This is a genomic window from Streptomyces hesseae (genome assembly GCF_031845785.1).
Lineage (GTDB): Bacteria > Actinomycetota > Actinomycetes > Streptomycetales > Streptomycetaceae > Streptomyces > Streptomyces hesseae.
Window position 1 is genome coordinate 175,770 of the sequence record NZ_JAVRFI010000013.1, and the last position, 24,351, is coordinate 200,120.

The following is a 24,351-nucleotide window of genomic DNA, read 5'->3' on the forward strand; positions in this document are numbered from 1 at the left end:
CCGCGCCTAGCGGCTAGTACGGGCCATGGCTCGCAGCTCCGACACGTACGCGCGCACATCGTCGGCCGCCGGCCCGGGCAGCTCCGGGCGCGGACTGTCGCCACGACAGCCGCGGCACAAACCACCGGGCAGGGCTTCGGGCCGCCCCGGCACACCGCAGCCGGTGCATTCCATGACCCGACGGCGGGGCGGCAGCGACGGCTCCGGAGCACTGGGCGCCTCGGGTGGCATCTTCTCGGTGAGCCTCGTGCGGGTGAACGCCCCTGGGTGGTGGACGAGGTCGGGGAGCCCGGCGGTGAGGGCTCGTACGAGGTCGTCCGGCGTGGCCCCGCGCGCCAGCCACTCGCCGGCGAGCGGCTCAAGGTCGGAACACTCGGCGGCGGAGAGGCCGAGCCGCGGTTCGGTACGACCAAGCCGGACCAGAGCCTCGTAGGCGGCGGACCGGGCGAGCCGCGTGGGGTGGCGGCGTGACGCGGCCCGAGCGGGGACCGGGTCAGAGGCGGTGCCCTCTCCTTCCTCGAGGAAGGCCTCCCACCAGGCATCGTCCCGCGCGGTCCGGGAGAAGTGCGAGCGGGTCACCCACTGCGTACGGCCCTCGCCGACCGTCTCCCGGATGCGCCGCAGGTGCCCGGCCTCGGAGAGGTTGTTGAGGGCGGTGCTCACGGCCTGCTGCCCGTAGGCGGGGATCTGCTTTGCCAGGGACTTGATGTCGACGGCGGCACCGTCGGGAAGCCGGTCGATGTACGCGGCGATGGCCGCCTCACGGGCGGGCAGGTGCGCGAAGTCGTCCCGGGAACGCGGGGCTTGGTCGGGCGCGGAACGCTTGCCGTATCCGGACGCGGCCATGGGGACAGCGGTAAGGTTGGCGTCAGCCACGAGATCACTCATTCTGATCTAGGTGGTCAGACCCCGGCTCAGGTGTTGGCGCACCGGCCGGGGTTGCTTTGTTGTGGCGCACGCTACACGGGGACAGCGGGCTGTGGCGACTCGGTTGCGCAAAGTCATCCACGTGTGCATACGCGCGACTTGGGAGGGTGGGTGGGTTATCACCCACCACCCATTCCTCAGAAAGAGCGCTCGAATCCCGACCCCCGAAACCCGAAGCTCAAGCGCCGGAGACGGAACCCCCTGGTTGTCGCTTCCTGGGGCCGGCCGCTGGCCCCTCTCGACTCCTGGAACCCGAGCTTCGGGCCGTGAACGATCAGCAAAGCATGCCCTCGCGTATGCCTGTGACGAACCCACCCCAGGCCGCACATGAAAAGGCGAGCACAGGTCCGCCCGATTCCTTGGAGTCCCGAACGGAGGCGGTTCCGTCGGTCGCGAAGGCGGCTTCCAGGCACTCGCCGCCCGTGCCGTTGCTGTAGCTGCTTTTGAACCAGCCGGCCTGGGCGCATATGGCGTGGGCCGCTCTGCTCATTGGGAGTACTCCTTCAAGATGCGCTTGATCAGTTGAGCCGACTGGGGTGGGCTCGACGCGATGGAACGCATGCTGTCGAATGCCTTCGCATACTGGCTGACGCCGTCCGGAGTCTCCAGGTAGACGGCGTCGGTCAGGCCATCCCGATAGACGACATCAGGATCCGCCTGCTCGGGGAAGCCGAGGATCGTGAAGGCTCCCGTCGCGGGGTACGTTCCGGCGTCGAAGGGGAGGACCTGCAACGTCACGTTCTTCAACTGGCTTGATAGGAGCATATATTCGAGCTGGGCCTGCATCAGCTCCCTGCCGCCGACGATGTGGCGGAGGACGCTCTCGTGCACGATCGCCCACAGGTCGGGCGGAGCCTCTCGGTGCAGGATCTGCTGGCGAGCCATGCGTACGTTCACGTGGCGTTCAAGTTCTTCGCCTTCGAGCCGACCGGATGCCCGATGCAGCTCCGCGGCGTATGCGGCTGTCTGCATAAGCCCCGGCACGAACTCGCACTGGTACTGACGCAGGCTTGAGGCCTCCTGCTCCAGCCCGACGTAGGACGAGAACCAGGGCGGCACGGCCGACCCATGTGCGTGCCACCAGCCTCGAACCTTGGACTCCTTGGCCAGCCGCATCAGGAACTCGCGCAGCTCGTCCGCTGTGCCGTAGTAGCGGCACAGCGCGTCGATGTCCGAGGGTTGCACCCTCCCGCTGCCGGTCTCGAGCCGGTTGACCTTCGACCCGCTCCAGTCCAGCGCCTTGCCGACTTCATTGCAGGTGAGCTGATGGTCGTCGCGAAGCTTCTTGAGCTCGATGGCCAGCCGCCGTCGGCGAGCTGTGGGTGATCCAGCCACTTCAACCTCCCGTGTCACGAACGGCGTTCAGTCCAGCGGACAGCATCAACCAGGCCAATCACCCAATGGAGGGAATCCCCTGGTGCATATTGCATGGCGGGATGTGCTCACTGCCATGCTCGAGCTCTCCCGCACCGGGGAGTCCGCGATCAGAAGGGCTGGGCACGCACATGGGCATCGAGCACAGCAGGCCGGCAAAGATCTGGGAGTTCCCCTTCCTCGCCATCCCCGAGAGGGTCGCTCACCTCCGCCGTACAGTCAGCGCTCCCTTGCGGCTCTGGGGACTGCGGCATCTTGAGGATCCGGTCCGGCTCTGTGTCACGGAACTGATCACCAACGTCATCACGCACGTCGGCCCGAGGACGCCGACCTGGATCTCCATCGCGTTGGACGGACCGCGACTCCGCATCGCCATCCGTGACCCGGATCCCCGACGCTTCCCGGCGCTGCGGTCGGCTACCCCCGCGCAAGAAGGAGGACGTGGCCTACACCTGATCGCCGCCACAGCCGACCGCTGGGGCGTGATCCCCAGCGACTACGGCAAAACCACCTGGTGCGAGCTCGCCACGGAACTCCCAGCGTCAGAGTCCCAGCCCGCCACCTCGCGCATGTTGCACACCGAGGCCCTCCTCACCGTGTACGGCAGGCTTCCTGCGTTGAGCAGGGCCAGCTCACCTGCTGTGCGTACGGTGGCCGAGGAGGTGGCGACCGCACTGATCGCCGACCTCCTCCACTGGCTCCAGGCCCAGGACACCGACCCGGCCACCGCCTTGGACCGAGCACAGAAGCGCTTCGACGCGGCGGTGGCGAGGACCGCATAGCGCAGGCGCGTTCAGCGGTTATTCGCTGGCTTAGCTGGCGGCAATGGCAGAGTATGTCCACACATCAGCCGGCATCTCGTGCTTGAGCTTCCAGATGATGGCCATGGGGTTACTGCCCTCGTGCGAGACGTACTCGGCCGGGCCCAGCAACATCCATGGCTGGGCACCGCCTATGTCGTTCTTTTTGTATCGGCGTACGAACAAGAAGACGTCCGAGCCGTTCTCCTTGTGGTTCTGGTAGCGCACCCCTGTGGGTGAGGTGCTGGAGGTCTGGTTCTGAGACTCCCAGTGGAAGAGCTCAGGACTCCGCGCGTAATCCTTGTACCGAGTCTCCGGGGAGAAATCCTTCTCGTCCTTTTCAAGGGTGATGAGGAGCGCATCAATCTTTGCGTTTTCACACCACTTCACGCCCTCACGGAAGTGCCCAGGCAGGAACCCACCCACGCTCGACTGACCGAGCGCGGGCAGGATTTCTTCCCTGCTGTAGGAGGCGTGGATGGTGAGTGGGATGTCAGCATGTGCCCCTACCAGCCGTACGGGGAGATGCTCTGTGTGGGCCAGGTTGTGGCTCAGCACCTGCCGGAGCTCGTCCCGGAAGTCCACCTGTTTGGCCAGTGCCTGGAAGCCTTCGTCGTATGAGGCGAAGCCTCCACCCAGCGGCCATAGGGAGAAGAAGAGCATCCTGGCGTACGCCTGGCCCTGCTGGTCGAGGGAGTTGTACGCCGGAACGTCGTCCTCAAGCATGCGGCTGTACGCAGCCACGCGAGCTGGGTCATCGACGTGGAGGAAGGCGGAGACCCGCTTGAGCAGAGCCTCTTCGCCGTCCGGTCCCACCTCGGGAAGGAAACGGGCCCGGCGCAGTAGGCGCGTCCAGGAGTTATTGGCTCGGTAGAGCTCCTTAAGCTCCCGCTGGCTCTCGCGAAGATAGCCGGAGAGCTTCGGTTCCGCGTACGCAGTGACCTCGCGGGTCAGCTGTGTGACATTGACGCCGATCTGGTTCTTGATGTTCTCCAGGATTCGCTTCTTCGACTTCCTGTCGAGCACGATCTGGCACCCCGATGGAAGGAGCGGGAAGTCTTGCTCCATGTTGTCGACCAAGCGCTTACGGGTGAGGTTGGTGAGCGCTCGGAACTGCTCCTCGAAGCGGAACTCCTTGCGGTGCTGCCCGATGAAGTCGAGGACGGTGAGCACGGCCTTGTCAGGGGTTCGTCGGAGGCCACGGCCGAGCTGCTGAAGGAAGACGGTGGCGCTGGAGGTCGGCCGGAGCAGGAGGAGGGTGTCGACGTCGGGGATGTCCAGCCCCTCGTTGAACAGATCGACAGAGAAGAGGACCTGGAGCTTGCCCTCACGTAGATCAGTCAGCGCCTGGGCGCGTTCTACCGCAGGGGTAGAGGCATCGAGGGCCTTGGCGTTGAGCCCAGCTTGCTGGAAGAAGTCAGCCATGAAGTGGGCATGCGCGACGGATACACAGAAGCCCAGGGCCCGCATGGCACCAGGATCAGTCACCTTGTCCTGCACGGCCTTGACGACCAGGCGTGCCCGAGCGTGGTTTCCGGTGAACAGTTTGTCGAGCTCACCGGTGTCGTAGGCGCCACGCTTCCAGGTCAGGCCTTCCAGGTCCACGCTGTCAGCGATCCCGAAGTAGTGGAAGGGGCTCAGGAGGTCGTTCTCCAGTGCTTCCCACAGGCGCATCTCGGCGGCAATACGACCGTCGAAGAACTCATCCTGGACATTCTTCCCGTCCATGCGCTCAGGTGTGGCCGTGAGGCCAAGAAGCTCTGCCGGCTTGAAGTGGTCGATGATGCGACGGTAGGTCGGTGAGGTGCTGTGGTGGAACTCATCAATGACGATCACGTCGAAGTGATCAGAAGCAAGGCGCTCGAGCGAGCGGGCGTTCAGGGACTGGACGCTGGCGAAGACATGGGTCCAGTTCTCCGGAACATCGCCGCCGACCAGCAGTTCACCAAAGTTCGCATCGTTGAGCACATGCTGGTACGTGAGGAGCGACTGCTTCAGGATCTCTTTGCGGTGGGCGACGAAGAGGAGCTTGAGGTCACGGTTCTGGAGCTTTGCTCGCAGTGCCCGGTAGTCGAGGGCCGCCATCACTGTCTTACCGGTGCCTGTCGCTGCGACGAGGAGGTTGCGGTGACGATCGTGGACGTCGCGCTCGACCTGGAGCCGCTCCAGCATGTCCTTCTGATGCGGGTACGGGCGCACTTCAAGCCCGGACAAGGTCAAGCTGGGCCTGCCCCCTCCTCCCTTACCGCCCGCTTCGAGCAGTGCAGCGGCAAGTCGCTCGCCGTCCTTCTCGGGGTCGTACGGCTCGAACGCTGCGTCGCTCCAGTACGCATCGAAGGTGGCCTCGAACTTCTTGAGAACCGCCGGAGTCGCTACAGACGACAGCCGGACGTTCCACTCCAGGCCGTCCAGGAGAGCTGCCCGCGAGAGGTTGGAGCTGCCTACATAGGCGGTGTCGTACCCGCTGTGGCGGCGGATGAGCCAGGCCTTCGCGTGGAGACGAGTGGATCGCAGCTCGTAGTTGACCTTGACCTCTGCATTGAAGTCCTTGACCAGCCGATCCAGCGCTTTCCGCTCGGTGGCTCCAATGTAGGTAGTGGTGATGACGCGGATGGGCACGCCACGGGCAGCCGCCCCCTTGAGGGAGTCTTCGAGTACACGCAGACCATGCCACTTCACGAACGCGCAGAGCAGGTCAACGCGGTCTGCGGTGGCGAGCTCGGCTCGTAGTTCATAGCCGAGGTTGGGGTCTTCGGGTGAGTTGGTGAGTAGTGCCGTGTCCGAAAGTGGCGTGGCAGGCCGGATGCTGTAGGCGCCCGGTGCTTCCTGCTCGGCGATGGCGAGCAACTGGCGCGGCCCGTCCGCCACAACCTCAATCCATTGCTTGGCTCCCTCGATACTGCTCATGGACTCGAGGATGTGGTTTGCCGCCAAGACCTGCTCGGACGCGGGCAGCGAGTCAAGGATGCGGTGGACGGTCTGAGCGATGTGGCGGGCCAAGACGTGGGGAGAGGAGTGCTGACCCACCGGCTGGGCTGTGGACTTCCAGCCGTTGGCTTCGAGCTTCTGTAGGTGCCCTTCGAGGCGTGAGGTGATCAGTTCCTCGTACAAGCCGGGTACCGGCGTTGCTTGGCTGTTGAAGCGCTCGCTCATTGATGGCCCCCTCGTCTCCCCAACCGATGGGGATGTTCTACCAGCGGGGTGTGACAGCGGGCCGAGGAGGGACGCCCCGCGTGTGGGAGGCTCTGCACCCAGGCTTGTCTGAAAGTGATCTAGGTGTGACTCATGTTGATCGCTTCTAGGTAGTGTCCGGTCATGGATATCCGTGATCTGCTCGGAGAGATAGCTGCGACCTATGAGCAACACCTAGGGACTGAGGGCGGGGTCCATGCCCAGGACCTTTTGCGAAAGGTGCCCTCGCTGGTTCGGCAGGCCGTACCAGGCGGCTTCGAGGCGAAGGGCTACGGCGGGCAAGGCAGCGCCGCACACACCCCTTGGATCGGTGTCTTTCACCCGGACATCACTCGAGACCCGAAGGCAGGTCTCTACCTCGCCTACATCTTCGCTGCTGACCTCAAGTCCGTTACGCTCACCCTCCAGCAGGGCGTAACGCGGCTCACGGACAAATACGGAGAGGGTCAGAAGCTCCGCGACTTCCTCAGCGCTCGCGGCGCGACACTGTTTAGTGAGCTCCCGCTGCAGCTCGTAGCTGATTGGGCGGGCAGCCCGTCGTTCAACAGCACCGTGGATCGGCCGCGAGCCTATGAGGCAGGCAGTGTCGTTGCGCGACGCTACGAGATCGACTCCTTGCCGGCCGAGGGTGTCTTGCGTGAAGACCTGTGGCACGCCGCAGAGATCCTGAAGTTGGCGGCTGGTGTCGAGCCGGGTATCTCGGTTGAGCCGGCCCCTAAAGGGTTTAAGGCGGGTTACCAACCGACGAAGCACGTCGAGTACAAGGGGCTTGAGGGCTTTCAACCCAAGGACGGTAGCGACTACATCACCCATATCGCTAAGCGGACGATCGTCAAGTCGCGCAGCCATGAGGTGCTGGTCGAGCAATTCGGGCACTACGTCGATGGACGCGGGTTCGTTCCGATCACGAAGAAGCAGCACCCCAAGGACCTGATCCTCCGCCGTGATGGGGTGGAGTGGCTGGTGGAAGCCAAGACCATCAAGCGGCACAACCCGACCTCGGCCGTGCGCGAGGCGGTGGGGCAGCTCCTTGAGTACAGCCACTTCTGGTACGAGCAGTCGTCGAAGCCGCGCCTCCTCGCGCTGTTCAGCGAGGACATCGAGGCGTACATGCCCTACTTGGAAGAGCTGGAGATCGCCTCAATCTGGCGGACTCCTGGCGGCTGGGCAGGCTCGCCGTCGGCTGCTGCGTGGGGTCTGGTCGACTGAGAGAAACGATCCTGCGTGGGGGGCGAGGCTTGTGGCAGCGCTAACCCCGATGGTCTGGGCCCCGGCGTCGAGGTTTGCGCTGTCTCGCGGGGAGGGGCGCCTGCCCGTGTCCCTCAGCCGTGCTGCCCCGGTGCCTGGCCCCACGCCGGGGTCGAGGCGGGAGCCGGGGGTGTAGGGGAGCCCCACCCCTGTGCCGCGCCCGGCACCGGCGGGGCCCACCCCTGTGCCGGAACGCCGTACGCCTGTGGCATCGGCCGAGCCACCCCCACCCCCGCCACCGCGCCCGACAGCGCCGGCTGGGCGACATCCCGGCGCTGCCACAAGTGGTGCAGCAGCTCCGCCTCCCGGGCCCCGAAGGCGGGGTCGGGGGTGCCCCGCAGGGCTCGGTGGCGGAGGAAAGCCAAGGACGTCGCGTAGGAGATGTACTCCGCGACCACACGAGCCGCTGCCGGCCCGCCCGTGCGGCGGGCGAGGTCTCGGGCTATGCCTCTCGCGCGCATGGAGGAGAGGGCGTGGGGCTCGGGCGGGGTGAGCCAGCCGGCGGCCTGGTAGGCGGGGAGGTGGGTCTGGATCGTGCGGAGTTCGTTCTGGCGGGACCAGATGGTCAGCCACGTCAGCAGCGCGAAGACCGGCACCATGAAGAGGGCGTAGACGGCCAGGAAGCCCGCCCCCGGCAGGGTGGCCGAGCCGTTCCACAGGCCGTGCAGGAGCATGGCGGTCAGCAGGGCGCCTATGGGGATCAGCCAGCGGAGGAGTCGGCGGCGCGACGGCAGCGTCGCCGCCAGGCCGAAGCCCAGGCCCGTCATCGACGTGAAGAGCGGGTGCGCGAAGGGCGACATCAGCACCCGGACGAAGAACGTGGCGGCGGTCGTCGACCGCAGGCCCTCGTAGCCGAAGCTCTGGTCGTTGGCGAAGGCGTTGCCGAGGTAGAGGATGTTCTCGGTGAAGGCGAAGCCCGTGGCGGTGATTCCGGCGACCACGACGCCGTCGACTATGCCGTTGAAGTCCCGCCTCCTGAAGAGGTAGAGGAGGAGGATCGCCGCTGCCTTGGCGCTTTCCTCGACCACCGGGGCCACGAACGTCGCGCCCAGGCCCGCCGCGTCCTCGCGTCGCGTGACGTCCACCGTCGTCAGCAGCCACTTCGTCGCGTAGCCGTTCGCCAGGATGGCCACCAGCGTGGCCGCGCACGCGCCCCACGCGAAGGCGAATATCAGGCTCTTCCAGGGCTTCGGCTCGACGCGGTCCATCCAGCGGAACGCGGCTATGAGCAGCGGTACCGGCAGTACCGCCAGGCCCAGCCCCACCAGGAAGCCCTTGGTGCCCGTCTGCTCGCGGACCAGCGCCAGGATGATCAGGCCGCAGAGCGCGAGCAGCAGGAACACCGTTCCGATCCGCACCGCCTTGTTGTCCCAGAGGGTGTCCCACAGCGCCCGGCGGGGCGCGTAGTGCCCTGCGGCCGGGGGGACGGGTGGCGCGTACGGCTGCTGCTGAGGGTGAGGCGGTGGCTCATGCACGCCCCGACCCTAACCAAGGGGCGGAGAGCGAAGTGACGGTTTTCCCGCCCCTTGGAACGTGCTGTGCGTTACGCCGCGCGGCGGCGGAACAGCAGGTCGTGGACCACGTGGCCCTTGTCCAGGCCCTGGCCCTCGAAACGGGTCAGCGGACGGAAGTCCGGGCGCGGGGCGTAGCCGCCGTCGGGCTGGGTGTTCTCGAAGTCCGGGCTGGAGTTAAGGACCTCCAGCATCTGCTCCGCGTACGGCTCCCAGTCCGTCGCGCAGTGCAGCAGACCGCCCGGCGCCACACGCGTCGCGGCGAGCGCCAGGAACTCCGGCTGGATCAGCCGGCGCTTGTGGTGGCGCTTCTTGGGCCACGGGTCCGGGAAGTAGACGCGGATGCCGGCGAGGGCGTCCGGGGCGAGCATCTCGCGGAGCAGGATGATCGCGTCGCCGTTGGCCACCCGGACGTTGTTCAGGCCCTTCTGCTCGGCCAGGTTCAGCAGGTTGCCCTGGCCCGGGGTGTGGACGTCGCAGCCGAGGATGCCGGTGCCGGGGTCGGCCTCCGCCATCCTGGCCGTGGCCTCGCCCATGCCGAAGCCGATCTCCAGGACGACCGGCAGTTCCGGGTCGCCGAACAGCTCACCGAGGTCCAGCCGGCTCAGGCCGTCGATGTCGAGGCCCCACTTCGGCCACAGCCGGCGCAGCGCCTCGCCCTGCCCGGTCGTGACGCGGCTGCGGCGCGGCTGGAAGGACCGGATGCGGCGCTCGTGGTGCGAGCCCGCGGGATCCGGCGCCGGGCCGTCGGGGAACATCGGCTCCCGCCGGTCGCGGGCGGGGGCGGCAGGGGCCGGTACCGCCGCGACGGCCTCGGGGGCCATGGCTTCGGCGGTGGCTTCGGTGGTGGGAGCGTGGTTCTCGGGCACAGTTCCTCAAGTCTACGGGCGGTGCCGGCGAAGCCGTTTCGGATCAAGGGCCTCGGATCAAGGCCGGGGGCCGCGGTCGTTACTCGTCAGCTCGTCAAGCGGACGGATTCCTTTCCGCCGATCCGGTGGGCTGTGCCCGCTGACGCGCGTGGTGGCCCGGCAGGGACGCGTCCCACTCATACGATCTTCCTCGCCCGGCCCGCCACGATGAGTGAGACGGAGACCACTCATGCGACTGCGACCGCGACTGCGCCCCCTCACCCGTCGGTTTCCCGGGGCGGTGGCGATGTTGGCCGCCTCCGCGGTGCTGATCGGCGGCTGTGACATGGCCCGTGACGTAGCCCGTGACCGCATTACCGGCCTTCGCCACGTCGGTGCCGCAGCCCACGTACGCACCGCCGCCGTCGATCACAAGCCCGGCGGCCCCAAGGCCGACCGCTCCCGCGAGCGCGAGTGGCGCCTCGTCTGGTCCGACGAGTTCCGCGGGCCCTCCCGCCACCGCCCCGACCGGGCCAAATGGTCCTTCGACCGGGGCGGCGAGCCCCAGTGGGGCAATCACGAGTGGCAGTACTACACGGACCGGCCGAGCAACGTCTCCCTCGACGGCCACGGCAACCTCGCCGTCACCGCCCGCCACGAGCGGGTGCGCGAGGTACGCGGCAAGAAGTGCGGCTTCGGGCCCTGCGACATCACCTCGGCGCGGCTGACGACCAAGGGGAAGTTCGCCCGCGCCTACGGCCGCTTCGAGGCCCGGATCAAGATCCCCAAAGGGCAGGGGCTCTGGCCCGCCTTCTGGATGCTCGGTGCCAACGTCGACAAGGTCACCTGGCCCGGCAACGGCGAGATCGACGTCATGGAGGCCCTCGGCCGGCAGCCCACCATGGTCCACGGCACCATCCACGGCCCGGGGTATGTCGCCCAGGGCATCGAGAACCACACCACCCTGGGCCGGGGCGGCAGCCTTTCCGACGGCTTCCACACCTACCGCGTCGACTGGATGCCCGGGAAGGTCACCTGGTACCTCGACGGCAAGCCCTACGGGACCGCCTGCTCCGGACAGCTCAAGCACGGACAGAAGTGGGTCTTCGACCACCCGCACTACCTACTGCTCAACCTCGCCGTGGGTGGCGACTGGCCCGGCCCGCCCGACCGCTCGACGCCCTTTCCCGCCCGGATGCTGGTCGACTACGTGCGCGTGTACGAGCACGCCGGCCGCTGAGCTCCGGTCGGTTTGCCGGGGGTGCCGCCGGTTTGGCGCCGCCGGATGCCGCCGTCGTGGTGGGGCGCCGTCGCGGCGGGGAGGGGTGCCCCCCGGCCCTACCCGCCGAGATGCACCAGCACCCGCCGCGCCACCTCCCGGCCGATCGGCAGCGACGCCGTCGCCGCCGGCGAGGGCGCGTTCAGCACATGCACCATGCGGGGCGACTCCGCGAACAGGAAGTCGTCCACCAGCGTCCCGTCCCGCAGCACCGCCTGCGCCCGTACGCCCGGCGCCGCCGGTATGAGGTCCTCGACGGTGATCCCCGGCAGCAGCCGCTGCACCGCCTCCGCGAAGGCGTGCCGGGAGAGGGAGCGCCGTATCTCGCCCGCCCCGTAGCGCCAGTGGCGCCGGGCCATCCGCCACGCGCCCGGATAGCCCACCGTGCCGGCCAGCTCGCCCGGTCGTACCGTCCAGCGGCCGTAGCCCTCGCGGGCCGTCGCGGGCACCGCGTTCGGCCCGAGGTGGACGCGGCCGTCGATGCCCCGGGTGAGATGGACACCCAGGAAGGGGAACGCCGGGTCCGGCACCGGATAGACCAGGCCCCGCACCAGGTCCGTACGCTCCGGGGCCAGCTCGAAGTACTCCCCCCGGAACGGGACGATCCGCATCCCCGGGTCGTCGCCCGCCAGCCGCGCCACCCGGTCGCTGTACAGCCCGGCGCAGTTGACCAGCGCCCGGGCGCGCAGCACCTCGCCGAGCGCCGTGCGCACCGCGACGGCCGGGCCGCGTCGCCCTACGACCCGTACCTCCGCCCCGTAACGCACGGAGGCACCGGCCTCCTCCGCCAGCCGGGCCAGACGGCGGGCCACCGCGCCGAAGTCGCACACCCCCGTCGTACCGACGTGGATCGCGGCGATGCCGCGCACCGCCGGCTCGTACTCCGCGATCTGCGCGGGGCCCAGCTCCCGCACGGGAATGCCGTTCTCCCGGCCGCGCTGGACCAGGGCGTGCAGCCGGGGCAGCTCGGCGCGGTCGGTCGCCACGATCAGCTTGCCCGTCACCTCGTGGGGCAGGCCCTGCTCGGCGCAGAACCGCACCATCTCCGCCGCCCCTCGCACGGCGAAGCGGGCCTTGTACGAACCGGGGCGGTAGTAGATCCCGCTGTGGATCACCCCGCTGTTGCGGCCGGTCTGGTGGAGAGCGGGGCCGCTCTCCTTCTCCAGGACCACGACGCTCGTGCCCGGCGCGGCGCGCGTGATCGCGTACGCCGTCGACAGGCCTACGATCCCGCCGCCGACGATCAGCACATCACAGTCGTACCCGCCGCCGTCACCGCGCACTTCCAGTGCCTCGCCACCCACGTCACCATGATGACGGGTGGCACTGACAGCCGGCCGCCAGATGGGGGCGTGGGTGTTCGAGCCGTTCGAGCTGCGGCCGGCGGCCGGACCTCACCCGTGCGCCAGCAGCAGCGGCCTCGCCCGCTCGCGCAGCTCCGCCACCCGGGGCTCGTTCCCGTACGGCTCCAGGCGGTGGAGCAGATCGCGTACGTACTCCGTCGTACGGGCCGAGGAGATCCGTCCCGCGACCTCCACCGCCCGCGTACCCGCCGCGCACGCCGCGTCCAGGTTCCCCGACTCCAGCTCCGCGACCGCCGAGACCACCAGGCGCAGGCCGTGCGAGCGTACGAACTCCTCCGTCGGCCGGGCCAGGGCCTGCTCCGTGAAGCGCTGTACCTGTCGTGGCACCCGCAGGTCGCGGTAGCACTCGGCGGCGTCGGCGGCGAACCGCTCCTGGGTATAGAAGTCCAGCCAGGACGGGTCCGGGTCGCCCGGACGCGCCCGTTCCAGCCAGCCCTCGGCGGCCTTCAGCGCCGTACCGCACGCGGGGCCGTCCCCCGCCTTCGCCTGGGCGCGCGCCTCGACGAGGCGGAAGAAGCTCATCGTGCGGGCGGTGGCCAGGCCCCGGTTGCGCTCCAGGGCGGCCTGGGCGAGGTCGACGCCCTCGTCCGCGAAGCCCCGGTACGTGGCCTGGAGGCTCATCGACGCCAGGACGTACCCGCCGAGCGGGACGTCCGCCGCCGCCCGGGCCAGCCGCAGCGCCTGGATGTAGTAGCGCTGGGCGGCCTCCTGCTGGCCCGTGTCGAAGGCCATCCAGCCCGCCAGCCTGGTCAGTTCGGCCGTCGCGCCGAAGAGCGAGCGCCCCACGTCGTCGCTGTACGAGCCCAGCAGCAGCGGCGCCGCGTCGACGCGCAGGCACTCGGGGACCATCGACGAACGCCAGTCGCCGCCACCGTACTTGGAGTCCCAGCGGCGGGCGTCGTCGGCGGCCTCCCGCAGCTTCGTCACATCGCTGTGGCCGACACGCTGCGGTAAACCGCAGTCCGCGCCGGCTCCCGAGGCGGCGGCCGTGGCCGCCTCCCGGGCCGCCTGCTGCGGCTCGCGCGCCACCGAACTGTCGGCGGGAGTTATCAGCCAGCGCGAGGCCGGCGTCGAATACGCGCTGACGGAGAAGGAACCGGCCAGGCTCTGCCAGATGCCCCCGCCCCCGCGTCGGCCGGCCACATCCAGCCGGTAGAGCTCCGTCGCGGACCGCACCGCCTGGCCGATATCGCGCGGAAAGGAGAGCCCCACCTCCGGCGCGGGATCGGCGTCCGCGAGCCCGATCTCGTGCAGCGGCACCGGCCGGCCGAGCTTGGCCGCTATGGCCGCCGCGATCAGATGCGGCGCCGCGCCCTGCGGCACCATGCCCTTGGAGACCCAGCGGGCGACGGATGTCTTGTCATAGCGAAGTGTCAAACCGCGTTGCGCGCCGAGGTCGTTGACCCTGCGCGCGAGACCGGCGTTGCTGATGCCGGCGAGGGCGAGGACAGTGCCCAGCTTCTCATTCGGCCCGCGTGGCTCCCTGGACATGCGCACCCCTCGACGAACGGCGCCCGCCCCGGCATAGGCTCGGGGCATTCGTAAACCCAGCGTAGTTCGCCGCATCCCGACCGTTAAGAGGCGATGTCCCGGATGGCGAGATTCTGGCCCGTATGTGCGTGCATCGAGGGGCACGTGCTCCGGTTGTGTGTGGCCGTGCGCCCGCCGTGCGCTCTGTCCGCGCCCGTAGGGGCGGCGGTTCCATGGAGGCGCGTGGGTTGGCCCGCTGCGCTGGAACCAGTGGGCTGGGGGAGGCCGTCGCCTCATTCCCCGCGGGCGGCGGCACGGTCCGGGAGGTGGCTCGCGCCTCCCGGACCGTACGCGCGCACGCCGTCCGGTCCGTTCCCGGCGCGTTCGCGCCGTGTCCGTCTCCTTTCCGGTCCCCCCTGAGCGGACCGCTCGAACCGGGGCGCCCCGAATTTGGCCGGATCCGGGTGTGCCGCGCGGCCGAGGACAGGCGGGTCGCGGGGGCAACCCCTTGGGCGAACCGTGACGAAACGCCATTTCCCTCCGTTGTCAGGTGAGTTGGCAGCCGGTGTCGCACGGAACCTGTCGCCCAACGGGCGCCCCATGGATGTCGCAATCGTCGCCCGCTGTGCATGATGACTGCTACCTGATGTGCGACCTGCTGCTTGTCCTGCTGCTTGTCCTGCTGCTTGTCCTGCTGCTTGTCCTGCTGCTTGTCCTGTTGCTTGTCCTGTTGGTTGTCCACAGCCTGTGGAGGCGGCGATGCGCTGGTTGGTGGGGTGGAGCCGCGGCGCTGCCGGAACCGGAGTCCAGCCCGGGCCCGACTCGCCCGGCCCCCAGGTCGAACCCGTGGGAGCCCGCCTCCTGTGGGGCGAACCGGCACCCCTGTGGGCCGTCGGCGACTGGCGCCCCGACGAGGTCCGCGTCGTCCACGCCGACGCCGGCACCCGGCTCGCCGTGCTCGGCCGCTGCGGCGCGAGCGACGACGCCCTGCGCTCCGGCCTCCTCGCCGCGCGCGGCGGCGCCCTGCGCCATCTGACCGCCTGGCCGGGCAGCTACACCGCCGTCGCCCGCGTCGGCCGCCGCCTCACCGTCGCCGGGGACCTCGCCGGCGCCCGCCCGGTCTTCCACGCCGCCTGGTCCGGCGGCACCGCCTACGCCACCGCGGCCCTCCCGCTCGCCGACCTCGTCGAGGCCGAGCTCGACATCGGCTACCTCGCCGCGCTCCTCGCCTGCCCCGACTCCCCGGAAGCCCTCGCCGACGGCACGCCCTACACCGGCGTCCGCCGCGTCCCGCCCGGCCACGCGCTGGTGCTGCGCGACGGCGCGCGGGACATCACCGGCTACGAACCCACCGCCTCGCTCGCCGTCGCCGCGCCCCAACTCGACGTACGGCAGGCCGTCGAGGGCGTCCGCGAGGCGATGGTCGAAGCGGTACGGACCCGGCTCGCCGCCCCGCGCCACGCCCTGGAGTACGGCGACGGGCAGCACCTGCCGGGCGCCGGCGCGTACGACTCATACGGCTCGGCCAGCTCATACAACTCGTACGACTCCTACGGCTCGTCCGACGGCGCGTACGGTCACGGGCGCGCCCCTGGCATGGGATCCGCGCCCGGCGCGGGACCGGCCCACCGGCGCACCGCCTACCGTCGCGGACCGGCCCCAGGGGTCGGCGCCGACCTCTCCGGAGGCAGCGCCTCCGGCACCCTGGCGCTGCTGGCGGCCGGGCTGCCGGGCCTGCCCGGCACACCCCTCGGCTTCGGCACGGGAACGGGCGAGCGGCTGCTCGCCGTCACCTTCAACGACCTCGCCTCGGACGGCGGCCGCACCCGCGAATCCGAACTCGAACGGGCCCGTACGATCGCCGCCAACCCCCGGCTCCGCCACGTCATCGTCGCCGCCGGAACGGAAGCGCTGCCGTACGCCGAGCTGTACGACGGCCCGCTGACCGACGAACCCGGCCCCGCCATCGCCTCCGCCGCCCGGCACCGCAGAAGACTGGCCGCCGGCGGCGCCGACCACCTCGTCGGACACGGCGCCCGGCAGGTCCTCGACGCCCACCCGGCCCGCCTGGCCGACCTGCTGATGGACCGCAGACGGCGGCACCTCCTCAAACCCGTCTCGGCGCTGGCCCGCGCCGACGGCCCCTCGGCGCACTCGCTGTTCGTCCCCTTCACCGTCTACCGGGCGGCGCGGCGGCTCGCCCGCACGTCCTACCGCGAGGGCCTTGAGGGAGCCGCGGCGGAGCTGCTGTCCCCGAAGGCGTACGACCCGCTCCCGGGCGCCCGGGTGGCGGGCGGCCCCGTGGACGCCTCGCTGGCCGCCCTCACCTGGTGCCGGACCGGGCCCGCCGCCCGATGGCTGACCGGCGAGGCGCTCGCGGAAGTATCGGTTCGCCTCCAGAGCGCGGCGGTCCGCACCAACGGGCTGGCGCAACGCCCCGGCGAACGCCGCGCCGCCGCCGCGCTCAGCCGGCACGCCGCGGACCACCGCGTCCTGGAGCAGGCCGCTGAGGTGCGCGGCCAGCGCCTGCACGCCCCCTTCCTCGACAACCAGGTCGTACGGGCCTGCCGCGCGCTCCCCGAAGCACTCCGGGTGCAGCCGGGGGCGCGTGCCTCCGTGCTGCGCTCCGTCCTGGCCGGCGCGGGCATCCGTGAACTGCCGCCCGGCTGGGGCGCCCCGTCCCACGCCGCGCACGCGGCGGCCGGACGCGCCGGCATCGGGGCCTCCCTGGGGCCGCTCCAGGACCTCTTCGCCACACCGCTCCTCGCCGACGCGGGTCTCGTCGACGCCGGCGTCGTACGGGGCGCCCTGCACGCGGCGGCGAGCGGCGTGCCGCTTCCTCTGGACGGGCTCGCCGAACTCGTCTCGGCGGAGGTCTGGTTACGCCGCCTCCTCGCCCGGCGCGGCACCTGCTGGACGGGGCCGGCGGCACCGCGCCGACGCGCCGTGGCGGGCGGCGTACCGCCCCGGCCCAGCCTGTGAGGGGCGGGAGCTAGCCGCAGCTGATCCGGGCCAGCGCCCAGTCCGGCACCGCCACCCGGTCCCACGCGGACACCGGCTGTACGACGAGGCGCAGCGTCTTGCGACCCGTCAGCGGCACATGGACCGGCACCGCCGCCTGCCCGGCCCGCACCGGGCCCGAACTCCACATTCGCGAACCGTCCGCGTAGACGGAGAACGTGACCGTGCCCAGCCCGAACGACATGTCGTCCAGTCCCGCCATGGCGTCGTAGGACGTACAGGACCGGTTGAGGTCGATCGTCACCGACGACGCGGCGTGGACGGTCACCCCGTGGCGGTACGCCGTACCGCCGATGCGGACACCGCCGTACCGCTGCCACAGCCAACTGCTCGCGCCGAACCGCACCTCGGGCTGCGAACCGTCGCCGAGCCCGCTGTACTCCAGCTGGTTGAGCTGGAAGACCGCCGGGGGCCGGGGCTTGTTCGTGGGCTTCGGCTCGGGCGCGGACGTGGGGTCGGGCTTGTGCGTGGGCGTGGGCTTGGGCTTGGGTTTCGAGGTGGGGGAGGACGGGTGGGCCGTGGGGGCGTGAGCGGTGGGCCCGGACCCGGACCCCGTCGCGGCCGCCGATGTGGAGGCCGACGCGGAGGCCGATGGGGTGCGCGACGCGGAGGGCGTGGGCGCCGAGGGCGAGGCGCCGGCCGACGCGTCCGTGCTCGCGTCCGTGCTCGCGTGCGTGCCCGAAGGGCCCGCCACGGGCTTCGCCACCAGCGCGGGTGGGACCGTCGGGCCCTCCGAGGCGGTCAGCCTGGGCGTCGCCTTCGGCGCGCGCGGCGTCGGCAGGGCGGGGGCCACGGTGTTCTTGGCCAGAGGCTTCTCCGGCGGCGCGGACGTCCCGGACGCGAGGGTGTACGCGATGACCGCCCCGGCGGCGGCCACCGTCCCCGCGACGAGCGCGACCTTCGCCGCCAGTCCCAGCCCCTGCGCCGCGACCCCGGACCCGGACGCCCCGGACCCCGTCGCCCCCGATCCGGACGCCCCGGACCCCGCCGCCCCGGACCCCGCCGAAGCCGACCCGCCCGTCCCGGCCCCGCTCCCCGCAGTGCCCGCGCCGCCCGCGCCTCCACTCCCGCTTCCCGCAGCACCGGCACCCGAACCGGCGGCGCCCGAACCGGCGGCGCCCGAACCGGCGGCGCCCGAACCGGCGCCCGAACCGGCACCCGACCCAGCACTCGCACCGGCACCCACATCCGCCCCGGCGCCCGCACCCGTGCTCACGGCAGCGGCTCCCGCCGCCCCGGCCGCTCCCGCGGCGCCTGTGGCGAGCCCGGACGCCGCCTTGAGCGACCAGTCGGCGGCGAACCAGCCGATGACCGCGACCGGCAGCAGCCCGCGCAGCTGCGCGTTGACGTCCGCGACCTCCCGCGCCGCCATACGGCAGCGCGAACACCCCTCCAGATGCCTGCGCATCCCCCGCTCGGCCCGGGCCCGCAGACTGCCGCGCGCGTACGCGCCGAGCCGGTCCGCGTAGCGCGAGCATTCGCCACCGGACGTCAGCGACGTACTCACATGGGCCTGGAGATACGCCTGCCGCAGTCCCTCGCGCGCCCGGTGCGCCAGCACCGCCGTGGCATTGGCGGTCAGCCCGAGGAGCGGTGCCACCTCGCTCGGCGACTCCTCCTCCACGGTGGTGTGCCAGAGGACCGTCTGCCACCGCTCGGGCAGGCTGCGGAACGCCCGCACGGCCAGGGTCTCCTCGGCCTCCTGCATGGCCCGTACGTCCGCGCCGAGCCCCAGCGTGTCGTCCTCGGCGGCGACGGACGCCACCGCGGACGAGGTCGCGAAGACGGCGAAGTCCTCGACGAGATGCTCCCGCCGGGTCGTCCGCCCCCAGGCCGCCGCGACCCGCCGCACCGTGGTCAGCAGATACGCCCGTACCGCCGTGTCCGGCCCGGAGCCGCCCCGCACCGCCTGGAGTGTGGCGGCGAAGACCTCATTGGTCAGGTCCTCGGCGGTGTGGTCGTCACGGCAGCAGCTACGGGCATACCGGCGGACCGCGCCGGCATGGCGCCGGTACAGCTCCTCGTACGCCCCGCCGCTCTCCCCACCGCGCAGCTGTGCGACCAGCTCGAGGTCGGACGGTGGCACATCCGTGTCTTCCTGGTCTTCCCGCACACCCGCATCATCGACCGGCGCACCGTTCTCGGTACAACCGGCGGCATCGGTCTGTGTGGGAATGCCGGAAGAACCCCGGTCTGTCACCACCGGCTCGGCATCCGCCCGGCCACTGTCCCTCGGCGCCGGCACCCCTGAACCGACGGGCCCGAACCACAGGTCCAGGGCGCCGGAGAGGGAGTCGGGTCCCGGATCGGGGGAGGGCGCGGACGACCCTCCCTGATCGGGCACCTTGTGCAGCGGCGAAGGATCGCCGGCCCCGTCGCTCCCGCGAGGCTCTTCCCGCCCGTCAACACTCATAGCGCAGGCTCCCCGTACACGCCGGCACACTCGAACTCCGAGCAGCCTCGCATACGGGAACGCGGCAGGATCACTTCACCGACGGCAACCACCCGTCCGGGCCCTGGCCGGGCCGGAATACCGATGGTCACGAGAACCGACGATAGAAGGGCGGTTGCCGACGCCGACGACCAGCGCCGCCGACGGCAACCGTCACATCACAGCCTCCGCCAACCAGCGGACGACCGACCGCGGACGACTACCGCGCGGGACGGGACCGCAGGCCCTCCAGCAGGATGTCCAGCAGCCGCGACGAGGCCGCCGCCTGCTGTGCCGCGTCCGGCAGGGACGGCGCGGCCGTCGCTATCACCAGCAGCACATCCGCGACGGTCACATCGGCGCGCAGCTCACCCGCCGAGCGCGCCCGCTCCACCAGCCGGCCCACGACGTCCAGCAGGGCCGCCGCACCCGCGTCGTCCCGCTCCTGGACCGCCGTCGGCCGCTGCTCGACGAGCCGCAGCTCGTGCAGCTGGCCCCCGGCGCCCATGGGCTGCCGCTGCTGCGGCACCCGCGCCGGAACCCGCTCGCGGAGCTCCTCGGCCTCCACGTCGACGCCGACCCGCAGCACCTGCGGAGGCAGCAGCCGGCCCGCGCCCGACGCCACCGACGTGCGCAGGAACCGGGACAGCGCCGACCACGGCTCGTCCTCCTGCCCCAGCGCGGTGCGCGCCTGCTCGGTGAGGCGTGCCGTCTCCTCCTCGGCTATCCGCCGGACCAGCACGTCCTTGCTGGGGAAGCGGCGGTAGACCGTCCCCACTCCCACCCGGGCCCGGCGCGCCACGTCCTCCATCGGCGCCCCGTACCCCAGCTCGCCGAAGACCTCGCGAGCCGCCCGCAGAACATGTTCCAGATTGCGCTGAGCATCCACGCGCAACGGCGTATTACGGCCACTCGTGCCGTCGGCCGTCGTCGCGACAGCGGCAGACCAATGAGAGCTCTGAATGGTCATACGTTCCCCCGGTTATGACGTCTCCCCCCGGAGACTCCCCGCCCTGACTGCCGGGGCACGTCTCGACACCCCGACGGAGTACGAACATAGTTGAGCCCAGGTCAAGAAAGAAGGGGGTAGTTCCGCACAGGCCGTCCCCGATTGGAGTACAGGCCTGATCCCCTTTGATTCTGCACCACCGCCCGACCCTGTCGCATCCCCTCTGACCTGCGAATTTTTCCTACTTGACGAGCCTCTTCGCATGGACGGATCAGCTCCGGCGCCGGTCGTACATTTCAAAAGGCCTGTGGACAAACCACTGAGACCGATGCGTCATGGGAAGGAGCTGTGCCACAACGCGAGGACGATGCCAGGACGACGCGGCAGCGCGAGGAGGAAGAGGGCCTTGGAGAGCGGACCGGCGCGTGAGAGGCACGAGGGACGGCAGGAGCGGGAGGGGCGGAAACCCGCACCGGCGGGAACCGATCCGGCCACCGGGGCCCCCGCCCAGGAAGCCTCCGCCCCCGCCCGCATCCTGGTCGTCGGCGGCGGCTACGTGGGGATGTACGCCGCCCTCCACCTCCAGCGGAAGCTCAAGCGCGGCGAGGCCGACATCCTGGTCATCGACCCCGAGCCGTACATGACCTACCAGCCGTTCCTGCCCGAGGCCGCCGCAGGCTCCATCCAGCCCCGGCACGTCGTCGTCCCCCTGCGCCAGGTCCTCGCCAAATGCCAGGTCCTCACCGGCGAAGTCACCGCCATCGACCACGAGAACCGCACCGCCACCGTCAAGACCCTCGCCACCGCGGAAGAGGGCACCGGAGCCGTCGACCTCCACTACGACGAGCTGATCCTCGCTCCCGGCTCCATCTCCCGCACCCTCCCCGTCCCCGGCCTCGCCGACCACGGCATCGGCTTCAAGACGGTCGAGGAGGCCACCGGCCTGCGCAACCACGTCCTCGAACAGCTCGACATCGCCTCCTCCACCCGCGACCCCGAAGTCCGCTACGCCGCCCTCACCTTCGTCTTCGTCGGCGGCGGCTACGCGGGCGTGGAGGCGCTCGCCGAGCTGGAGGACATGGCCCGTTACGCCACCCGCTACTACCACAACGTCCAGCCCGAAGACCTGAAGTTCATCCTGGTCGAGGCGAGCCACCGCATCCTCCCCGAAGTCGGCGCGGAGATGGGCCGGTACGCCATCCGGGAACTGCGCGGCCGCAATATCGACGTACGCCTCGACACCCGCCTCCAGTCCTGCGAGAACCGCGTAGCCGTGCTCAGCGACGGCTCCCGCTTCCCCACCCGCACGCTCGTATGGACCGCCGGTGTCAAACCCCACCCCATCCTCGCCGCCACCGACCTGCCCCTCGACGAACGAGGCAGGCTCGTCTGCACCGCCGCCCTCGGCGTGGACGGCGTCCCCCACGCGTGGGCCGCCGGGGACGCCGCGGCCGTCCCCGACCTCACCGCCGGCCAGGCCGACACGACCTGCGCCCCCAACGCCCAGCACGCCGTGCGCCAGGCCAAGGTCCTCGCCCGGAACGTCATCGCCTCCCTCCGCGGCCACGACCTCCAGGACTACCGCCACAAGTACGTCGGCTCCGTCGCCTCCCTCGGCTTCCACAAGGGCGTCGCCCACGTCTACGGCAGGAAGCTCAAGGGCTACCCCGCGTGGTTCATGCACCGCGCCTACCACCTCAGCAGGGTCCCCACCCTCAACCGCAAGGCGCGCGTCCTCGCAGACTGGGCCCTCGCCGGGCTGTTCAAACGCGAGATCGTCTCGCTCGGCTCGCTGGAGAACCCCCGGGCCGAATTCGAGCTCGCGGCGGGCACCGGACGCCACCCGGAGGCCAGTTGACGCCGGCGACGGGCACGGCCCTGAGCACGGGAACGCCTTTTTTGGGACGCGGCGTCTGACGAATGTCGGACCCGTCGGCCACACTGGACGTGTGACCATGGGTGGGCTGGTAGCCGCGAAGAGTAACAATCATGAGGATCCGGACGTTTGCTGCACTCCCCCGGGGGCCGGCCCCCGCACCGCCAACCGCGCCGCCGAGCCGGGCGCGCGGCACCGCCACCCCGCAAGGCATCCCACGTCGCCGAGCTGACCCGGAACGACTCCGCGAGGTAATCCTCAGTGAACTTCACCCGCTGGAGCGCCCGGCTCCCCGGAACGCAGCGCCGAGCAGCGGCGCGCGCCGACCGCACGCCCGCCACGCCCCCGCAGCAGCCACAGCCCGCGCCCCCCGGCGGTAGCGGGCCCTCCGGCCCCGGCACCGTGCCCGCCGCCCGGGCCGAGTCCGCCCCGGCGCCGGAGACCGAGTCCGTCCCCCGCCTGGACGCGCTCTCCGTCCACGACATCCTCGGCACGGTCCCGGCCCTCGTCGCCGTCGTCTACGGCCCCGAGCACCGCATCGCCTACGTCAACGACGCCTACGCCGCCCTCTTCGGCCCCCGCACCCCCGGCACCCCCGCCCGCGACGCCCTCCCCGAGCTCGTGGAGCTCGGTCTGCTCCCCCTGATGGACCAGGTACTACGCAGCCGCAAACCCCGCACGGTCAAGTCCCGCCGCGTCCCCGTCGCCGCCGGCCGCCACGGCTACTACACCTTCACCTGCACCCCCATCGACGTCGGCGACGACGGCCCGGTCGGCGAGGAAACCGCCGACAAGGACAGGGGGGACAGCCGGCGCGGCGTCCTCGTCTTCGCCGCCGACGTCACCGACCAGGTGGAAGCCGCGGAACGACTGCGCGCCAGCGAACGCCGCCAGCGCGAGGCGGCCGTCACCCTCCAGCGCAGCCTCCTCCCCCAGGAGCTGGAGCAGCCCGACGACCTCCGCGTCGCCGCCACCTACCAGCCCGGCGGCAGCGACACCGCCGTCGGCGGCGACTGGTACGACGTCATCACCCTCGGCGCCGGCCGCACCGCGCTCGTCATCGGCGACGTCATGGGCCGAGGCGTCCGCGCGGCCGCCGTCATGGGCCAGCTCCGCACCGCCGTACGGGCCTACGCGCGCCTCGACCTCCCACCCCACGAGGTCCTCCAGCTCCTCGACGGCCTCGCCGCCGAGATCGACGCCACCCAGATCGCCACCTGCGCCTACGCCGTCCACGACCCCAACGAGGGCCGCCTCGTCTACGCCTCGGCGGGCCATCTGCCGATCCTCGTCCGCGACCCCGACGGCACCATCCACCGGGCCGCCGAGCCCACCGGCCCCCCGCTCGGCACCGGCGGCTGGCTCCACACCTCCGGCAGCATGCCCCTCGGCCCCGGCTCCAGCGCCGTCCTCTATACGGACGGCCTGGTCGAACGCCGCCACGAGGACATCGACGAAGGCGTCGCCGCACTCGAGCGGGCATTCGCGGGTGCGACCGGCTCACCCCAGGTCATGTGCGACCGCCTCATCCGCGCCCTCGGCGTCACCCAGGAACACGACGACGACGTCGCCCTCCTCGTCCTCCAGCACCCCTTCCGCACCGGCCACGACGCAGAGCTCTTCCACAACGCCGCGCTCGAGCTCCTCGGCGGCATCGAGGCCGCGCCCCGCGCCCGCGCCTTCGCCTCGGGCGTCCTCGCCAGCTGGCGCTTCCCCACCGAGCTCCGCGACCTGGGCGTCCTGGCCGCCAGCGAGCTCGTGGCCAACTCCCTCCAGCACGGCGAACCGCCCATGCGGCTCCGGCTGCGCCGCACCGACCGCCGCCTGATCATCGAGGTCACCGACGGCGACGACCACCTGCCGCGCCGCCGCCGCGCCGAGCCCGCGGACGAGGCCGGCCGCGGCATCTCGATCATCGCCACCATCGCCTCGTCCTGGGGATCGCGCCGCACCCCCGGCGGCGGCAAGGCCGTCTGGTGCGAGTTCGCGCTGCCGGGCGTGGGCGTCCACGAGTACCCATGACCCATGAATAAAGGGGTGGGCCTGGCGGAAGCTTTCGCT

The 24,351-nt window shown here is 70.9% G+C and carries 16 protein-coding genes; 6 read left to right on the forward strand and 10 right to left on the reverse strand.

What is annotated here, in order from left to right; all coding sequences use genetic code 11:
* Window positions 1–6: 6 nt before the first annotated feature.
* From RM609_RS20860 to RM609_RS20870, 3 genes are all read right to left on the reverse strand, one after another.
* Window positions 7–876, reverse strand: coding sequence for a hypothetical protein (locus RM609_RS20860; RefSeq protein ID WP_311612962.1), 870 nt, complete (start codon window positions 874–876; stop codon window positions 7–9).
* Between the two features lie 325 nt (window positions 877–1,201).
* A complete protein-coding gene (locus RM609_RS20865) occupies window positions 1,202–1,417 on the reverse strand; it encodes a DUF397 domain-containing protein (RefSeq protein ID WP_311612964.1) in 216 nt (71 codons plus the stop codon).
* Window positions 1,414–2,262, reverse strand: coding sequence for a helix-turn-helix domain-containing protein (locus RM609_RS20870; RefSeq protein WP_311612966.1), 849 nt, complete (start codon window positions 2,260–2,262; stop codon window positions 1,414–1,416). The genes RM609_RS20865 and RM609_RS20870 overlap by 4 nt, the downstream gene beginning before the upstream one ends.
* A 170-nt stretch (window positions 2,263–2,432) precedes the next feature.
* Here RM609_RS20870 and RM609_RS20875 point away from each other — a divergent pair, with 170 nt between their 5' ends.
* Window positions 2,433–3,083, forward strand: a complete 651-nt coding sequence (locus RM609_RS20875) for an ATP-binding protein (RefSeq protein WP_311612969.1) — start codon at window positions 2,433–2,435, stop codon at window positions 3,081–3,083.
* Between the two features lie 30 nt (window positions 3,084–3,113).
* Here RM609_RS20875 and RM609_RS20880 read toward each other — a convergent pair whose 3' ends face one another.
* A complete protein-coding gene (locus RM609_RS20880; RefSeq protein ID WP_311612971.1) occupies window positions 3,114–6,254 on the reverse strand; it encodes a DEAD/DEAH box helicase in 3,141 nt (1,046 codons plus the stop codon).
* A 162-nt stretch (window positions 6,255–6,416) separates the two neighbouring features.
* On the opposite strand from RM609_RS20880, the gene RM609_RS20885 reads away from it, so the two are divergent.
* On the forward strand, window positions 6,417–7,502 hold the full coding sequence (locus RM609_RS20885; protein WP_311612973.1) for an MrcB family domain-containing protein: 1,086 nt from the start codon (window positions 6,417–6,419) through the stop codon (window positions 7,500–7,502).
* 113 nt (window positions 7,503–7,615) lie between these two features.
* Here the strand turns inward: RM609_RS20885 and RM609_RS20890 are convergent, their stop codons facing one another.
* Both RM609_RS20890 and trmB read right to left on the reverse strand, forming a co-directional pair.
* Window positions 7,616–9,016 (reverse strand): PrsW family intramembrane metalloprotease, encoded by a 1,401-nt coding sequence (locus tag RM609_RS20890; protein ID WP_311612975.1) that lies wholly within the window; start codon window positions 9,014–9,016, stop codon window positions 7,616–7,618.
* A gap of 68 nt (window positions 9,017–9,084) precedes the next feature.
* A complete protein-coding gene (gene trmB / locus RM609_RS20895; protein ID WP_311613016.1) occupies window positions 9,085–9,876 on the reverse strand; it encodes a tRNA (guanosine(46)-N7)-methyltransferase TrmB in 792 nt (263 codons plus the stop codon).
* Between the two features lie 274 nt (window positions 9,877–10,150).
* On the opposite strand from trmB, the gene RM609_RS20900 reads away from it, so the two are divergent.
* On the forward strand, window positions 10,151–11,140 hold the full coding sequence (locus RM609_RS20900; protein ID WP_311612977.1) for a glycoside hydrolase family 16 protein: 990 nt from the start codon (window positions 10,151–10,153) through the stop codon (window positions 11,138–11,140).
* A 98-nt stretch (window positions 11,141–11,238) separates the two neighbouring features.
* Here the strand turns inward: RM609_RS20900 and lhgD are convergent, their stop codons facing one another.
* Together lhgD and RM609_RS20910 are read right to left on the reverse strand one after the other, a co-directional pair.
* Window positions 11,239–12,483: an L-2-hydroxyglutarate dehydrogenase gene (gene lhgD, locus RM609_RS20905; protein ID WP_311612979.1), complete on the reverse strand. Its 1,245-nt coding sequence runs from the start codon at window positions 12,481–12,483 to the stop codon at window positions 11,239–11,241.
* 90 nt (window positions 12,484–12,573) lie between these two features.
* Window positions 12,574–14,034, reverse strand: a complete 1,461-nt coding sequence (locus RM609_RS20910; protein ID WP_311612981.1) for an NsdA family TPR-like regulatory protein — start codon at window positions 14,032–14,034, stop codon at window positions 12,574–12,576.
* A gap of 738 nt (window positions 14,035–14,772) precedes the next feature.
* Between RM609_RS20910 and RM609_RS20915 the strand changes: the two genes are divergently transcribed.
* Window positions 14,773–16,995, forward strand: coding sequence for an asparagine synthase-related protein (locus tag RM609_RS20915; RefSeq protein ID WP_311612983.1), 2,223 nt, complete (start codon window positions 14,773–14,775; stop codon window positions 16,993–16,995).
* 10 nt (window positions 16,996–17,005) lie between these two features.
* On the opposite strand, the gene RM609_RS20920 is transcribed toward RM609_RS20915, so the two are convergent.
* Window positions 17,006–19,120 (reverse strand): sigma-70 family RNA polymerase sigma factor, encoded by a 2,115-nt coding sequence (locus tag RM609_RS20920; RefSeq protein WP_311612985.1) that lies wholly within the window; start codon window positions 19,118–19,120, stop codon window positions 17,006–17,008.
* 565 nt (window positions 19,121–19,685) lie between these two features.
* Complete coding sequence (locus RM609_RS20925) at window positions 19,686–20,435, reverse strand: TetR/AcrR family transcriptional regulator (protein ID WP_311612987.1); 750 nt, start codon at window positions 20,433–20,435, stop codon at window positions 19,686–19,688.
* A gap of 511 nt (window positions 20,436–20,946) precedes the next feature.
* Here RM609_RS20925 and RM609_RS20930 point away from each other — a divergent pair.
* Entirely contained in the window at window positions 20,947–22,272 is a 1,326-nt protein-coding gene (locus tag RM609_RS20930; protein ID WP_311613018.1) for an NAD(P)/FAD-dependent oxidoreductase, read from the forward strand.
* Between the two features lie 279 nt (window positions 22,273–22,551).
* Window positions 22,552–24,312 (forward strand): ATP-binding SpoIIE family protein phosphatase, encoded by a 1,761-nt coding sequence (locus tag RM609_RS20935; protein WP_311612989.1) that lies wholly within the window; start codon window positions 22,552–22,554, stop codon window positions 24,310–24,312.
* Window positions 24,313–24,351 lie beyond the last annotated feature (39 nt).

Bases quoted from the DNA above. Each gene is read 5' to 3' on its own strand.
- RM609_RS20910 (WP_311612981.1), bottom strand. From the start codon at position 14,034: ATGTCCAGGGAGCCACGCGGGCCGAATGAGAAGCTGGGCACTGTCCTC.
- RM609_RS20875 (WP_311612969.1), top strand. From the start codon at position 2,433: ATGGGCATCGAGCACAGCAGGCCGGCAAAGATCTGGGAGTTCCCCTTC.
- RM609_RS20880 (WP_311612971.1), bottom strand. From the start codon at position 6,254: ATGAGCGAGCGCTTCAACAGCCAAGCAACGCCGGTACCCGGCTTGTAC.
- RM609_RS20865 (WP_311612964.1), bottom strand. From the start codon at position 1,417: ATGAGCAGAGCGGCCCACGCCATATGCGCCCAGGCCGGCTGGTTCAAA.
- RM609_RS20900 (WP_311612977.1), top strand. From the start codon at position 10,151: ATGCGACTGCGACCGCGACTGCGCCCCCTCACCCGTCGGTTTCCCGGG.
- RM609_RS20915 (WP_311612983.1), top strand. From the start codon at position 14,773: ATGCGCTGGTTGGTGGGGTGGAGCCGCGGCGCTGCCGGAACCGGAGTC.
- RM609_RS20885 (WP_311612973.1), top strand. From the start codon at position 6,417: ATGGATATCCGTGATCTGCTCGGAGAGATAGCTGCGACCTATGAGCAA.
- trmB (WP_311613016.1), bottom strand. From the start codon at position 9,876: ATGGCCCCCGAGGCCGTCGCGGCGGTACCGGCCCCTGCCGCCCCCGCC.
- RM609_RS20925 (WP_311612987.1), bottom strand. From the start codon at position 20,435: ATGACCATTCAGAGCTCTCATTGGTCTGCCGCTGTCGCGACGACGGCC.